Source organism: Streptomyces sp. NPDC091376 (genome assembly GCF_044757085.1).
Classification (GTDB): Bacteria; Actinomycetota; Actinomycetes; order Streptomycetales; family Streptomycetaceae; genus Streptomyces; species Streptomyces pratisoli.
In genome coordinates, this window is sequence record NZ_JBIVUF010000001.1 from 763,158 (window position 1) to 776,134 (window position 12,977).

Annotated in this window: 11 protein-coding genes; 6 read left to right on the forward strand and 5 right to left on the reverse strand. The window is 71.2% G+C overall.

The window, feature by feature from the left end; genetic code table 11:
- The first annotated feature begins 49 nt into the window (after positions 1 to 49).
- The gene (locus ACIQMR_RS03380; protein ID WP_401382271.1) at positions 50 to 427 is read left to right on the forward strand and encodes a cupin domain-containing protein; all 378 of its coding nucleotides are present in this window, start codon (positions 50 to 52) and stop codon (positions 425 to 427) included.
- Here the strand turns inward: ACIQMR_RS03380 and ACIQMR_RS03385 are convergent.
- Together ACIQMR_RS03385 and ACIQMR_RS03390 are read right to left on the reverse strand one after the other, a co-directional pair.
- Positions 417 to 1,700, reverse strand: a complete 1,284-nt coding sequence (locus ACIQMR_RS03385) for an MFS transporter (protein ID WP_401382273.1) — start codon at positions 1,698 to 1,700, stop codon at positions 417 to 419. The two genes, ACIQMR_RS03380 and ACIQMR_RS03385, sit on opposite strands and share 11 nt — an antisense overlap.
- A gap of 116 nt (positions 1,701 to 1,816) precedes the next feature.
- Positions 1,817 to 2,353, reverse strand: coding sequence for a methylated-DNA--[protein]-cysteine S-methyltransferase (locus tag ACIQMR_RS03390; protein ID WP_401382275.1), 537 nt, complete (start codon positions 2,351 to 2,353; stop codon positions 1,817 to 1,819).
- A gap of 269 nt (positions 2,354 to 2,622) precedes the next feature.
- Here ACIQMR_RS03390 and ACIQMR_RS03395 point away from each other — a divergent pair, with 269 nt between their 5' ends.
- The 5 genes from ACIQMR_RS03395 (at position 2,623) to ACIQMR_RS03415 (ending at position 9,900) form a co-directional block, all read left to right on the forward strand.
- Entirely contained in the window at positions 2,623 to 3,528 is a 906-nt protein-coding gene (locus ACIQMR_RS03395) for an MHYT domain-containing protein (protein WP_401382278.1), read from the forward strand.
- A gap of 110 nt (positions 3,529 to 3,638) precedes the next feature.
- Positions 3,639 to 5,786: an excinuclease ABC subunit UvrB gene (uvrB, locus tag ACIQMR_RS03400; RefSeq protein ID WP_401382281.1), complete on the forward strand. Its 2,148-nt coding sequence runs from the start codon at positions 3,639 to 3,641 to the stop codon at positions 5,784 to 5,786.
- Positions 5,787 to 5,921: 135 nt separating this feature from the next.
- The gene (locus ACIQMR_RS03405) at positions 5,922 to 6,554 is read left to right on the forward strand and encodes a TerD family protein (RefSeq protein ID WP_266375033.1); all 633 of its coding nucleotides are present in this window, start codon (positions 5,922 to 5,924) and stop codon (positions 6,552 to 6,554) included.
- Positions 6,555 to 6,642: 88 nt separating this feature from the next.
- Positions 6,643 to 8,613 carry a TerD family protein gene (locus tag ACIQMR_RS03410; RefSeq protein ID WP_401382284.1) on the forward strand — a complete coding sequence of 657 codons (1,971 nt, stop codon included), beginning with the start codon at positions 6,643 to 6,645 and terminating at the stop codon, positions 8,611 to 8,613.
- 276 nt (positions 8,614 to 8,889) lie between these two features.
- Complete coding sequence (locus ACIQMR_RS03415) at positions 8,890 to 9,900, forward strand: TerC family protein (protein WP_401382286.1); 1,011 nt, start codon at positions 8,890 to 8,892, stop codon at positions 9,898 to 9,900.
- A gap of 134 nt (positions 9,901 to 10,034) precedes the next feature.
- On the opposite strand, the gene ACIQMR_RS03420 is transcribed toward ACIQMR_RS03415, so the two are convergent.
- The 3 genes from ACIQMR_RS03420 to ACIQMR_RS03430 all read right to left on the reverse strand — a co-directional run bounded on the left by ACIQMR_RS03420 (position 10,035) and on the right by ACIQMR_RS03430 (position 12,899).
- Positions 10,035 to 11,333, reverse strand: coding sequence for an MFS transporter (locus tag ACIQMR_RS03420; RefSeq protein ID WP_401382287.1), 1,299 nt, complete (start codon positions 11,331 to 11,333; stop codon positions 10,035 to 10,037).
- A gap of 195 nt (positions 11,334 to 11,528) precedes the next feature.
- Positions 11,529 to 12,185: an MBL fold metallo-hydrolase gene (locus ACIQMR_RS03425; protein ID WP_401382290.1), complete on the reverse strand. Its 657-nt coding sequence runs from the start codon at positions 12,183 to 12,185 to the stop codon at positions 11,529 to 11,531.
- Positions 12,186 to 12,206: 21 nt separating this feature from the next.
- Positions 12,207 to 12,899 carry a maleylpyruvate isomerase family mycothiol-dependent enzyme gene (locus tag ACIQMR_RS03430; RefSeq protein WP_401382293.1) on the reverse strand — a complete coding sequence of 231 codons (693 nt, stop codon included), beginning with the start codon at positions 12,897 to 12,899 and terminating at the stop codon, positions 12,207 to 12,209.
- Positions 12,900 to 12,977 lie beyond the last annotated feature (78 nt).

The following is a 12,977-nucleotide window of genomic DNA, read 5'->3' on the forward strand; positions in this document are numbered from 1 at the left end:
ACGGCTCGCCGTGCACCGGGCATCTTTTCGCCCGCTAAGGTGAGCCGCCATGACGACCTTCGATCACGCAGCCGCCGGGCCTTCCTCCCCTTCGTTCGCCGTGCACATTCCGGATGCCGAGCTGGAGCCCGAGCCGCTCGATCCCGGCCAGATCGTCTCCGGGGAACCGGTCGTCACGGGCAGGACGCTGTGGGAGTCGGAGGACGGCAAGCAGCTGCGGGGCATCTGGCAGATCACCCCGGGCGTGGTCACCGACACCGAGGCCAACGAACTGTTCGTGGTCGTGAGCGGGCGCGCCACCATCGAGGTCGAAGGGGGCGACACCCTGGAGGTCGGGCCGGGTGACGCATGCGTGCTGCGCGAGGGCGACCGTACGACCTGGACCGTGCACGAGACGCTGCGCAAGGCCTACCACATCAGCCTCTGACGGCCGGCTCCCGCCTGGTGAGTGCGCGCCGGGCGGCGATGGCCGCCAGTGGGAGCAGCAGGCAGACGCCGATCAGGTTGAGCCCGCCGTAACCAGCCTTCGCCACGATGACGCCGGCCATGACGCCGCCGATGCCCGCCGACGCGTTCATCGTCAGGTCCGACAGGCCCTGCACGGCGGCCCGGGCGGGGCCGGGTACGGAGTCGGTGAGCAGGGCGGAGCCCGAGACGAGTCCCGCGGACCAGCCGAGCCCCAGCAGGAACAGGCCCGCCGCGGTACGGCCGTGGCTCGCCCCCGCCGTCCCGGCCAGCAGAGCGGCGCACGCCAGCAGCCCCACGGCGAGGCCGATCACCGCGAGCCTGCCGAGCCGGTCGGACAGCATTCCCATCACCGGCGAGAAGGCGTACATACCGGCGATGTGGCCGCTGATGACGAGGCCGATCAGCTCGATCCCGGCGCCGTGGTGGCTGAGCGCCAGCGGGGTCATCGACATGATCGACACCATCGCGGTGTGCGAGACGGCGACCGTGACCAGCGCGAGCCGGGCTCGCGGCGATTCCCGGACCGCCCGCACGCCCGCCTTCAGGGAACGCCCCTCCTTCGCGTCCTCCCCGGCGGGTGCCAGCGCCCGTGCCGTCAGCAGCGGATCGGGGCGCAGAAGGACGGCCACGACCAGCGCCGAGAGCAGGAACACCGCGGCCGCCCAGACGAACGGCCCCGCGGCCGCCGGTATGCCGAGGCCGGAGACGCTCCGTCCCGCCGGCGCCGCGATGTTCGGCCCGAGCACCGCGCCGATCGTGGTCGCCCACACCACCGTGGAGATCGCCCGGGCCCGTCGATCCGGCTCGGCCAGATCCGCGGCCGCGAACCGCGCCTGCAGATTCGCCGAGGACGCCGCCCCGAATCCCGCCATGCCCAGCAGAAGCAGCGGAAAGTTCCCCAGCACCGCGGCGAGCACGACCACACCCGCTCCGACGGCCCCGATCAGATAGGCCAGGACCAGCCCGGGGCGCCGCCCCCGAGCGGTCATCAGCGCGGCCAGCGGCACGGACAGCAGTGCCGTACCGGCGACGGTCGCGGTCGGAGCCAGGCCCGACAGCGCCTCGGACCCGCTGACCTGCTGGGCCAGCACGGCTGCCAGGGCGATACCGGTCGCGACGCCGAGTCCGCCGAGGATCTGACTGACGATCAGCACGGGTGTGACCCGTCGCCGCAGGGCGGGCAGGTCGACGGAGGCGGAGGCCAGGGGGACATCATGGGAAGGAGCGGACACCGCCGCAGTGTGCCAGGGACACCCGTTCGAGGGGAACCGCACCGGCAGTGTCCCGCTCGCGCACGAGCAGTGCCCGGCTCCCGCCGGGCGGCCCGGCACCGGATCGGAACACGGGATCAGAACAGCGGCTGCGGCAGCACGCCCTCCAGCGCCAGCAGCTTCCGCTTGGTCTCCAGACCTCCACCGAATCCGCCCAGACCCCCGTCGCTCTCCACCACCCGGTGGCACGGCACCACCACGGGCAGCGGATTCGAGCCCATCGCCGCGCCGACGGCCTGGGCGGCGCCGGCCCGGCCCACCCGGTCGGCCAGATCGCCGTACCCCACGACCGTCCCGTACGGAACGCCGTCCGCGAGCTCGCGCAGCACCTGGCGGTTGAAGCCGGAGGCCAGCGACCAGTCCAGCGTGAGCCCGAACTCCGTGCGCCGCCCCGCGAAGTACTCCGCGAGCTCCCGTATCGGCTCGGCGAGCAGGCCCGAGCCGGTCGCGTCCTCGGCGGGCGCACGGCCCAGTCGCGCGGCCAGCTGCCCCAGCGCCCTGTCCCGCACCTCGGCCCGGGCGTGGAACACGACGCTCACCAGCCCGTCGTCGGTGGCGGCGAGCAGCAGCGGCCCGATTCCCGAGTCCACGACCGTCCACGCGAAGCTGTTCATGCGGACCACCGTACGACCGGCCACCGACAGCCGGCCGGGCCTGTGGACAACTGCCGTCCGACGCCTTCGGAACGGCCGGCGGGTACAGGATGGCCACAACATGAACGGAACCGTCGCCATGGGGTCCTCGCTCCACCGTTTCCTCGCGGAGAAAACCCGGCCCCGCTGTTTGCCTGCCGGTCCGCTCGCCATACTCTCGCCCGGACAAGGCTTCCTCGACGGGGGCACACGGGGGCACCGGCGACACAAGGGGCGAAGGGCATAGAACGATGCAGGGCACAGTGGACGGTTTCAGCTACGGCCTCGTCACGCCTGTGGCCGCCTACCTCCTGGCCTGCCTCGGCGGCGCGCTGGGGCTGCGCTGCACCACCAGATCACTGCGCCACGGCGGAGCCCTCAGACCGGGCTGGCTGGCGCTCGGCGCCACCTCGATCGGCTCCGGGATCTGGACGATGCACTTCGTCGCCATGATGGGCTTCACCGTCGCCGAGGCCCCGATCAGCTACGACCGGCCGATCACCTTCGCCAGCCTCGGCATCGCCGTCGTCATGACCGGCATCGGCATCTTCATCGTGGGCCACCGGGGTGCCACGGCGATGGCCCTCATCACCGGAGGGACCATCACCGGCCTCGGCATCGCCTCCATGCACTATCTCGGCATGGCCGGGATGAGACTCCAGGGCCGGCTCGTGTACGACACCCCGACCGTCGCGCTGTCCGTCGTGATCGCCGTCGTGGCGGCGACCACCGCGCTGTGGGCCGCCGTGTCCGTGCACGGGTTCCTGGCGAGCCTCGGCGCCAGCCTGGCGATGGGCGTCGCGGTGAGCGGAATGCACTACACCGGGATGGCTGCCGTCGACGTCCATCTGCACGGCATCGTCCCGCCGTCCGCCGTCGGTGACTCGCCCACCACGCTCCTCGCCCCGATGCTGGTCGGCCCGGCCGTCTTCCTGATCCTGGCGGCCGCGGTCGTCGTGTTCGACCCGCTGCTGGTCACGGGCGACCGGGACGAGGCGCCCCCCGTGCGCCTGTCCCGCACGGTGCCGGGAGGCGTGCCCGCGCAGCGGCTGCCGTCGTACGGAGAACCGGCGAACCGGTCGGCGTCCCCGCGTACCGTGCGTCGCGTGTCCCAGCGCTCCCGCCAGCGCTCCCGCCAGCGCTCCCGCCAACGCTGACCCGCTCCCGCCGGCGCTGACCCGCTTGCGCCGGCGCCCGCCTGCTCCCCGGATCCCGCGGGCACGGCCGATCCCGCCCGGCTGTCAGTGGCGGGTCGTACGGTGGTTGCATGCGGCCCGTTTCCCAGATCGAACGCACGATGGCGCCCTTCGAGGTCGTCAGCCCCTACCAGCCCAGCGGTGACCAGCCCGCGGCCATCGCCGAGCTCGCCAGGCGCATCCGCGCGGGCGAGAAGGACGTCGTCCTGCTCGGCGCGACCGGCACCGGCAAGTCGGCCACCACGGCCTGGATGATCGAGAAGCTTCAGCGCCCCACCCTCGTGATGGCGCCGAACAAGACGCTGGCCGCCCAGCTGGCGAACGAGTTCCGCGAGCTGCTGCCGAACAACGCGGTGGAGTACTTCGTCTCGTACTACGACTACTACCAGCCCGAGGCGTACGTCCCCCAGTCGGACACCTACATCGAGAAGGACTCCTCGATCAACGAGGAGGTGGAGCGGCTGCGCCACTCCGCGACGAATTCGCTGCTGACCCGCAGGGACGTGGTCGTCGTCGCCTCCGTCTCGTGCATCTACGGCCTGGGCACCCCCCAGGAGTACGTGGACCGCATGGTGCCGCTGAAGGTCGGCGAGGAGATCGACCGCGACCAGCTGCTGCGCCGATTCGTCGACATCCAGTACACGCGCAACGACCTGGCGTTCGCCCGGGGCACCTTCCGGGTGCGGGGCGACACCATCGAGATCTTCCCGGTCTACGAGGAGCTCGCCGTCCGGATCGAGATGTTCGGCGACGAGATCGAGGCGCTCTCGACGCTCCACCCGATCACCGGCGAGGTCATCAGCGACGACCAGGAGCTCTACGTGTTCCCCGCCAGCCACTACGTGGCCGGTCCGGAGCGCATGGAGAAGGCGGTCAACGGGATCGAGCGCGAGCTGGAGGAGCGCCTCGCCCAGCTGGACAAGCAGGGCAAGCTCCTGGAGTCCCAGCGGCTGCGCATGCGCACCTCGTACGACATCGAGATGCTCCGCCAGATCGGATCCTGCTCCGGCGTGGAGAACTACTCGATGCACTTCGACGACCGCGCCCCCGGCACCGCGCCCAACACGCTCCTGGACTACTTCCCGGAGGACTTCCTCCTCGTCATCGACGAGTCCCATGTGACGGTCCCGCAGATCGGCGCGATGTACGAGGGCGACGCGTCCCGTAAGCGCACCCTCGTGGAGCACGGCTTCCGGCTGCCCTCGGCGCTCGACAACAGACCGCTGAAGTGGGAGGAGTTCCAGGAGCGCATCGACCAGACCGTCTATCTGTCCGCGACCCCGGGCACCTACGAACTCTCCCGCTCCGACGGCTTCGTGGAGCAGATCATCCGGCCCACCGGCCTCGTCGACCCGGAGGTCGTCGTCAAGCCGACCGAAGGCCAGATCGACGACCTGGTGCACGAGATCCGCAAGCGCACCGAGAAGGACGAGCGCGTCCTGGTCACCACACTCACCAAGAAGATGGCGGAGGACCTCACCGACTACTTCCTGGAGCTGGGGATCAACGTCCGCTACCTCCACAGCGACGTCGACACGCTCCGCCGGATCGAGCTCCTCCGCGAGCTGCGCTCCGGCGAGTACGACGTCCTGGTCGGCATCAACCTGCTCCGCGAGGGTCTCGACCTCCCGGAGGTGTCACTGGTGGCGATCCTCGATGCCGACAAGGAGGGCTTCCTGCGCTCCGGCACCTCCCTGATCCAGACCATCGGCCGCGCGGCGCGCAATGTCTCCGGACAGGTCCACATGTACGCCGACAAGATCACCCCCGCGATGGAGAAGGCCATCGACGAGACCAACCGCCGCCGCGAGAAGCAGGTCGCCTACAACAAGGCGAACGGCATCGACCCGCAGCCGTTGCGCAAGAAGATCAACGACATCGTGGCCACCATCGCCCGCGAGGAGGTCGACACCGAGCAGCTGCTCGGCTCCGGCTACCGCCAGGGCAAGGACGGCAAGGCGGCCAAGGCGCCGGTGCCGTCGCTCGGCGCGCACACGGTCAAGGGGCCCAAGGGCCCCAAGGCGGCCGTGGCCGCCGGCAAGGGCGAGATCACCAGCGACCGCCCGGCCGCCGAACTGGCCGGGATCATCGAGGAGATGACGGACCGGATGCGCGCCGCCGCGGCGGAGCTCCAGTTCGAGGTGGCCGCGCGGCTCCGCGACGAGGTGAGCGAACTCAAGAAGGAGCTGCGGCAGATGAAGGAAGCCGGGATCGCCTGAGCAGGCCGGGCGTCCGCGCGCCGCCGGACGTCTGTGTTTCAACACCGACACAAAAACGGACCGAGGCTGCTGCGCTGTCAGTGCTGCTGCGTAGGGTGCTGGGCAACCGCACACACGGACGGTTGCGGGGGAACCATGGAGAGGGGACAGCGCGTGGTGGACGTATCCAAGGGCGGTACGCCCGGGGGTCCTGGCGTCAATCTGACCAAGGGACAGGCCATCAGCCTGGAGAAGCAGGGCGGCGGCACCCTCACCGCGGTGCGGATGGGGCTCGGCTGGCAGGCGGCGCCCCGGCGCGGGCTGTTCGGCTCGCGCACCCGGGAGGTCGACCTGGACGCCTCGGCGGTGCTCTTCGCCGACAAGCAGCCGGTGGACGTGGTCTTCTTCCGGCACCTCGTGAGCGACGACGGCTCGGTCCGGCACACCGGCGACAATCTGGTCGGCGGCGCCGGCCAGGGTGGTGACGACGAGTCCATCCTCGTCGACCTGCAGCGGGTGCCGGTCCACATCGACCAGATCGTCTTCACGGTCAACTCGTTCACGGGCCAGACGTTCCAGGAAGTGCAGAACGCGTTCTGCCGCATCGTGGACGAGACCAACGGCCAGGAGCTCGCGCGCTACACGCTGGACGGCGGCGGTCAGTACACCGCGCAGATCATGGCGAAGGTGCACCGCGTCGGTTCCGGCTGGCAGATGACCGCCCTGGGCAACCCCGGCACCGGCCGGACGTTCCAGGACCTGATGCCGTCGATCCTGCCGCACCTGTAGGCGCGGCTTCGACTGTCGTGACCGCGCAGCTCCCGGAGGCAGCAGGCCGCCGGGAGCTGCAACGCTTACCACCGAGGGGACAGAGGCGATGACGGCCGAGCTGGTCAGGGGGCAGAACCACGCCCTGCCCCACACCCGAGTCGGCATCCGGGTGTCGGCCGGCAAGCCGGTCGTGGCGGCCGCCACCCTGGCCGACGAGGACGGCCGGGTGCCGAGCACCGAATGGGTCGCCCACCCCGGCCGGCCGGCCCTTTCGGGGATCGAGGTCTCCCGCCGGGCCACCGCCGACCAGCGGCTCACCGTCGACCTCGACGCCGTGCCCCCGGCGGTGCACCGGCTGACCGTGCTGCTCGCGCTGCCGATGGGGCCGGGCTCCCCGGTCCGGTTCGGCTCCGTCGCCGCCCCGTACGTCGCCGTCACCGGGCCCGACGGCGAGGAGATCGCCAGCTACACGATCACCGGCCTGGACTCCGAATCCGCCGTCGTGGCCCTGGAGCTCTACCGCCGCCAGGGCGCCTGGAAGGTCCGCGCCGTCGGCCAGGGCTACGCGGGGGGCCTCACCGCACTCCTCACCGACCAGGGCCTCGACCGCGCGGGCGAACTGGCCGCCGTCATCCAGGAGACCGTCGCCCCCGGCATGGCCCGCACGGTGGGGACACCCCCGCCCCGGACGACGGAAGTCCGGCACAACGCGGCGGCGGCCGCCAACGGCACAGCGGGCGACCCCGGCCCCGGCCACGGTCACAGCGCGAGCCCCGGCCCCGGCTCAGGACCGGGAGCGGCAGCGGACCCGCAGCCGCCAGCCTCCACGCCGCCGGCACAGACCCACGACGGCTCCATCGACTACACGCACCCGCGCCGGCAGCAGCCCGCCGCCCCGCCGTCCCCGCCCCCGGCCGCACCGCACGCCGAGCCGGGACGTCCGCCCACGCCGGTCGCCGGGGACGCCACCGGCTGGTCACTGGAGGAGCGGCTCTACAACCAGGTGTGGGGCATGTTCGAGGACCTGGCCCGTACGACGGCCGCGTACCGCAGCGCGGTCGACTTCGCCGAGTCCCGGCTCGACCAGGAGCTCGACCGGGCCCTGTCCGACCCGCGCAGCCGGATCGCCGGCGCCGGTGACACCGCCCGTGAGGCGGCCCGCGCCAAGCACGACGAGCTGACCGAGCGGGCCCGCGAGGTCCTCGACCGTGACCTCGCCCAGCTGATCGCGGAGTCCGAGGTCGTCGAGCCCGCCCTGCCGCCCGCGTTCGCCCGCTGGGACAGCCCCGTCTGGCACGGCTACCGGGTCCCCATGGAGATCCCGATGGCCCTCCGCCTCGGCGATCTGCACCTTCCCGAGCGGCCCGAGCTCCGGATCCCCATGCTGATCCGGCTGCCGCTGGAGCGCGGTCTGTGGGTGGACAGCGGCCGCGGTGCCTCGGAGGCGGCCTTGCTCATGGACGAGGCGCAGCTGCGCCGGCGCGCCATGGACACCGCGGTCGGCCACGCGGTCCGGCTGCTCGCGGTGTATCCGGCCGGGGAGTTCACGGTCCATGTCATCGACCCCGCGGGCTCCGCGGCGGCCTCGCTGGCCCCGCTCGTGGCGTCGGGCGTGCTGGACGGGCCGCCGGCCGCCGGAGCCCAGGGCGTCTCCACCGTGCTCGCGAAGCTCACCCAGCGGGTGGACCTCGTGCAGATGGCCGTGCGCGGCGGCGCGGCCGACGCCCTGCCGCCCGGCCTCGACACGGCCGAGCAGCTGCTGATCGTCAACGACTTCCCGCACGGCTTCGGCGACCGGGCCGTCACGCAGCTGCGGTACCTCGCCGACGAGGGCCCGGCGGTCGGGGTTCATCTGCTGATGGTCGCCGACCGCGAGGACGCGAGCGCCTACGGGCCGGTGCTCGATCCGCTGTGGCGCTCCCTGCTGCGGATCACGCCCGTCCCGGACGACCACCTCGCCGACCCGTGGGTGCAGCACTCCTGGACGTACGAGCCGCCGGAGGTCCCGGCGGGCAGCGACGTGCTCCGGCTGGTGCTGGCCCAGGTCGCCGAAGCCCGCCGGACGTGGAGGCGCTGACCCGTCGCGCGCTGCTCAGGTTGCACACGTCAGGACCCGTGCTGACCTGCTTACTTGACGTTTACATTACCTCCGTCTTTACCTTCTCTTGGGTTTTCCTGTACTGTTCTTTGCGCGGAGGGGAGTACTCCCATATGCGGCGTGCCCGTCAATACGGACGGACAGACCTAGACCGGTCCCGGGGCGCCGGCCCTTAGTGCGGCGAGTGCCGCTCGGGTGGAAGAGACCTCCGGCAGCGACGACGCTGATCAGTAGCCGTACGACGCCGGAGGCGCAGTGGACGTTTCATTCACCATGTGGGCAGTGACCATTCTTGGTCTGGCCGCCCTGATCGCGGTCGACTTCTTCATCGGGCGCAAGCCCCATGACGTGTCGATCAAGGAAGCCGGAATATGGACGATCGTCTGGATCGTCCTCGCCGTGCTCTTCGGAGTCGGGCTGCTGCTGGCCGGTGAGAGCCAGGCCTCGGGCGAGTTCTTCGCCGGCTTCATCACCGAGAAGTCGCTCAGCGTCGACAACCTCTTCGTCTTCGTGCTGATCATGGCGAAGTTCGCGGTGCCGTCCCACCTCCAGCAGCGGGTGCTGCTCATCGGTGTGCTGATCGCGCTGGTCCTGCGGGCCATCTTCATCGCCGCGGGTGCCGCGATCATCGCCAGCTTCTCCTGGGTCTTCTACATCTTCGGCGCGTTCCTGATCTACACCGCCTGGAAGCTCATCCAGGAGGCGCGCAAGGACGAGGAAGAGGACGAGTTCGAGGAGAACAGGCTCCTCAAGTCCATCGAGAAGAAGTTCGGCGTCGCCGACAAGTACCACGGCACGAAGCTCTTCATCCGCGCCAACGGCAAGCGCATCCTGACCCCGCTGATGGTCGTCATGCTCGCCATCGGCACCACCGACGTGCTGTTCGCCCTGGACTCGATCCCCGCGATCTTCGGCCTCACCCAGGACCCGTACATCGTGTTCACGGCCAACGCCTTCGCCCTGATGGGACTGCGCCAGCTGTACTTCCTGATCGGCGGACTGCTGAAGAAGCTGGTCCACCTCAGCTACGGCCTGTCGGTGATCCTCGGCTTCATCGGCGTCAAACTCGTGCTCCACGCACTGCACGAGTCCGGCGTCCACGTCCCCGAGATCTCCATCCCGTTCTCGCTGGCGGTCATCTGCGGCGTACTGATCATCACCACGATCACGAGCCTCATCGCCTCCAGGAAGCAGGAGCAGCGGGAGGCGGCCGAGGCCTCCGCGGCCGGCGAGCCCGAGAAGGACAAGGACAGCATCGAGGCCTGACGCCTCACCGCGCGCCGCGCGGCGCTCATCCCGCGCGGTCACGACGCGGAACACCGGCCGGGTTGCCCGCAACCCGGCCGGTGCCGTGCGTCATGGACGGTGCACGGCCCCGGGCCGCGGACCGCCGGACCCGCTCACGCGGTAGCCCCGTCCGCCGCCCCTTCCGCCTCCATGGCGGGCTTCCGCGCGCTCCCGCGTGCCGGCGCCGTCTCCGGCAGCAGGGCGAAGCACCCGAGGCTGAGTACCGCGATCGCGGTCAGATACGCCGCGACGCCCCACGGCGGCCCGCTTCCGCTCGCCACCGCCGTGGCCACCACCGGCGTCAGCGCCCCGCCCAGCACGCCCGCCAGGTTGTAGCCGACCGCGGCGCCCGTGCACCGCACCCTGGGCTCGTACAGCTCCGGCAGATACGCCCCGACCACCGCGAACATGGTGATGAACGCCAGCAGCGCACCCAGGAACCCCGCGAACATCAGCAGCGGCTCGGCGGTCTGCAGCAGCGCCACTATCGGGAACATCCACAGCGCACAGGCGCCGCACCCCGCCAGGCACAACGGCCTGCGGCCGTACCGGTCGCCGAGCATCGCCACGAACGGGGTCACGGCGCCCTTGACCGCCACGGCCGCCATGATGCAGACGAGCATCACCGTACGGCTGACACCGAGCCGCTCGGTGCCGTACGCCAGCGACCAGGTGGAGACCGCGTAGAAGACGGCGTAACCGACGGACAGCGCCCCGGCGGTCAGCAGCACCAGGCGCCAGTGCCCGCTCACCACCTCGGCCAGCGGCAGCCGCGCCCGTTCGCCGATCTGCTCGAACTGCTGTGTCTCCGCCAGCGAGCGGCGCAGCAGCAGACCTCCCGCGGCCAGCAGCCCCGCCGCCCAGAACGGCACCCGCCAGCCCCACTCGCGGAACTGCGCGTCGCTCAGTCCCGCGGAGAGCGCCAGCATCACGCCGTTGGCCAGCAGGAAGCCGACCGAGGGCCCGATCTGCGGAAAGCTCGACCACAGCCCACGGCGTCCGGCCGGCGCATGCTCCGCCGTCAGCAGGACCGCCCCGCCCCATTCACCGCCGACGCCGAGCCCCTGCAGAAAGCGCAGCACCAGCAGCAGCACGGGAGCGGCGACGCCGAGGGTCGCGTACGACGGCACACAGCCGACCCCGACCGTGGCCAGTCCGGTCAGCAGCAGCGACGCGAAGAGCACGGGCCGCCGTCCGTAGCGGTCACCGACGTGCCCGAAGAGCACCGAACCCAGAGGTCGGGAGACGAAGCCGATCGCGAACGTGCCGAAGGCGGCGAGAGTGCCCGCGAGCGGGGAGAACGTCGGGAAGAACAGCGGGCCGAGAACCAGCGCGGCGGCGGTGCCGTACACGAAGAAGTCGTAGAACTCGACGGCCGTCCCGGCGAGGGCGGCCATCGCGATCCGGGCCATGGAAGGGGGCTGGGCGGACGGTTCCGAAGCGGCGGCCGGTTCCGGCGGTGGCAACGGAGCGTGACTGTTGTGCATGTCGCGCCAACTACCCGTGATCGTCCGCGGTTACGGGGGCGCACGGGAGCTCCGGGTGCCGTCCGCGCGCGCCGCCGTCAGCCGCTTCCGGGGTCCGTCACCGACGAACCCCGGACGCCGTCACCAGCCTCGTTCGCGCCACTCGGGAAGGTGGGGGCGCTCGTTGCCGATCGTCGTGTCGTTGCCGTGGCCCGGGTAGACCCAGGTCTCGTCCGGCAGCGCGTCGAAGAGCTTCGTCTCGACGTCACGGATCAGCGAGGCGAACGCGTCCGCGTCCTTCCAGGTGTTGCCCACGCCGCCCGGGAAGAGGCAGTCGCCGGTGAAGACGTGCGGGTGGCCGTGCGGGTCGTCGTAGACGAGCGCGATCGAGCCGGGCGTGTGGCCGACCAGATGGCGGGCGGTGAGCCCGACCCGGCCCACCGTGATCGTGTCCCCGTCGTCGACCAGCACATCGGTCGGCACCGGAATGCCCGCCGCGTCATGGCGCCCCGCGTAGGTCCGGGCGCCGGTCGCCGAGACCACGTCGGCCAGCGCCTCCCAGTGGTCGCCGTGCCGGTGCGTGGTGACGACGGACGTGATGCCGTCGTCACCGATCAGCCTCAGGAGCGTGTCGGGCTCGTTGGCCGCGTCGATCAGCAGCTGCTCGCCGGTGGTCCGGCAGCGCAGCAGATAGGAGTTGTTGTCCATCGGGCCGACGGCGACCTTGGAGATCATCAGGTCCGCCAGCTCGTGCACATCCGCCGGACCGCCGACCTTCACCGCTCCGCTGTATGTCATGGGGTCAGCGTACTCAGACGGCTACAGCGGCGGGAGCACCGGAAGCGGTCCGCCGGTGACCTCCAGCGCCGAGCCGTCGCGGCGGCCGGCCAGCCAGCCGAGCAGATCCGCGGCGCTCCCCGAGACGGTGACAGGTCCGCCCTCGGATCCGCCCCCCGTGGTCCACGAACCACTGCCGCCGGCGGCGACGACCGTGGTGGGCGGAACGTCCGCGTGCCCGTCGAACCGTTCCGTGAGGAAGCCGATCTCGCGCTCCGTGAAGTCCGCCGGCAGGTCCTCCAGCTCGTAACCGACGCCGAGGTCGACATGGTGCAGCTCGACCTCGACCAGCCGGCGGAAGGGGATCCGGGACGCCGTGTCCTTCACACCGTTGCGGAGTTCCACGACGCGCGCCCAGTCGGCTTCCGCCGCGCCAGCGGACCCGAAGCGCTCGCCGGACTCGCGTACGTCGTCGAGCTGGACGCCGAGCTGCCGGGGCGCGTCACGCTCGATGTCGTTGTCGCGCGCCTCGGCGCTGACGTACATGGGGCGGCCTTCGAGAACATTCACGAGGGCGTCGGCGTTGCGGGCCACATGCGCCAGCAGATGGCCACGCGTCCAGCCGGGAAGCCGTGACGGCTCGGCGACGGCCGCGTTCTCCAGGGCGGCGGTCGCGTCGAGGAGCCGCTTCGTCGCTTCGCGTACAGAGGCCAGGTCACGTACGGGATCGATCATGGGGAAGACGATAGTCCCGCCACACGTTCGAGTGAAGGTGGGCGAGCGTGGCCGTAAATCGAATACGCGTGCTATAGG

Bases quoted from the DNA above. Each gene is read 5' to 3' on its own strand.
- uvrB (WP_401382281.1), top strand. From the start codon at position 3,639: ATGCGGCCCGTTTCCCAGATCGAACGCACGATGGCGCCCTTCGAGGTC.
- ACIQMR_RS03395 (WP_401382278.1), top strand. From the start codon at position 2,623: ATGCAGGGCACAGTGGACGGTTTCAGCTACGGCCTCGTCACGCCTGTG.
- ACIQMR_RS03430 (WP_401382293.1), bottom strand. From the start codon at position 12,899: ATGATCGATCCCGTACGTGACCTGGCCTCTGTACGCGAAGCGACGAAG.
- ACIQMR_RS03405 (WP_266375033.1), top strand. From the start codon at position 5,922: ATGGAGAGGGGACAGCGCGTGGTGGACGTATCCAAGGGCGGTACGCCC.
- ACIQMR_RS03410 (WP_401382284.1), top strand. From the start codon at position 6,643: ATGACGGCCGAGCTGGTCAGGGGGCAGAACCACGCCCTGCCCCACACC.
- ACIQMR_RS03380 (WP_401382271.1), top strand. From the start codon at position 50: ATGACGACCTTCGATCACGCAGCCGCCGGGCCTTCCTCCCCTTCGTTC.
- ACIQMR_RS03425 (WP_401382290.1), bottom strand. From the start codon at position 12,185: ATGACATACAGCGGAGCGGTGAAGGTCGGCGGTCCGGCGGATGTGCAC.
- ACIQMR_RS03420 (WP_401382287.1), bottom strand. From the start codon at position 11,333: ATGGCCCGGATCGCGATGGCCGCCCTCGCCGGGACGGCCGTCGAGTTC.
- ACIQMR_RS03390 (WP_401382275.1), bottom strand. From the start codon at position 2,353: ATGAACAGCTTCGCGTGGACGGTCGTGGACTCGGGAATCGGGCCGCTG.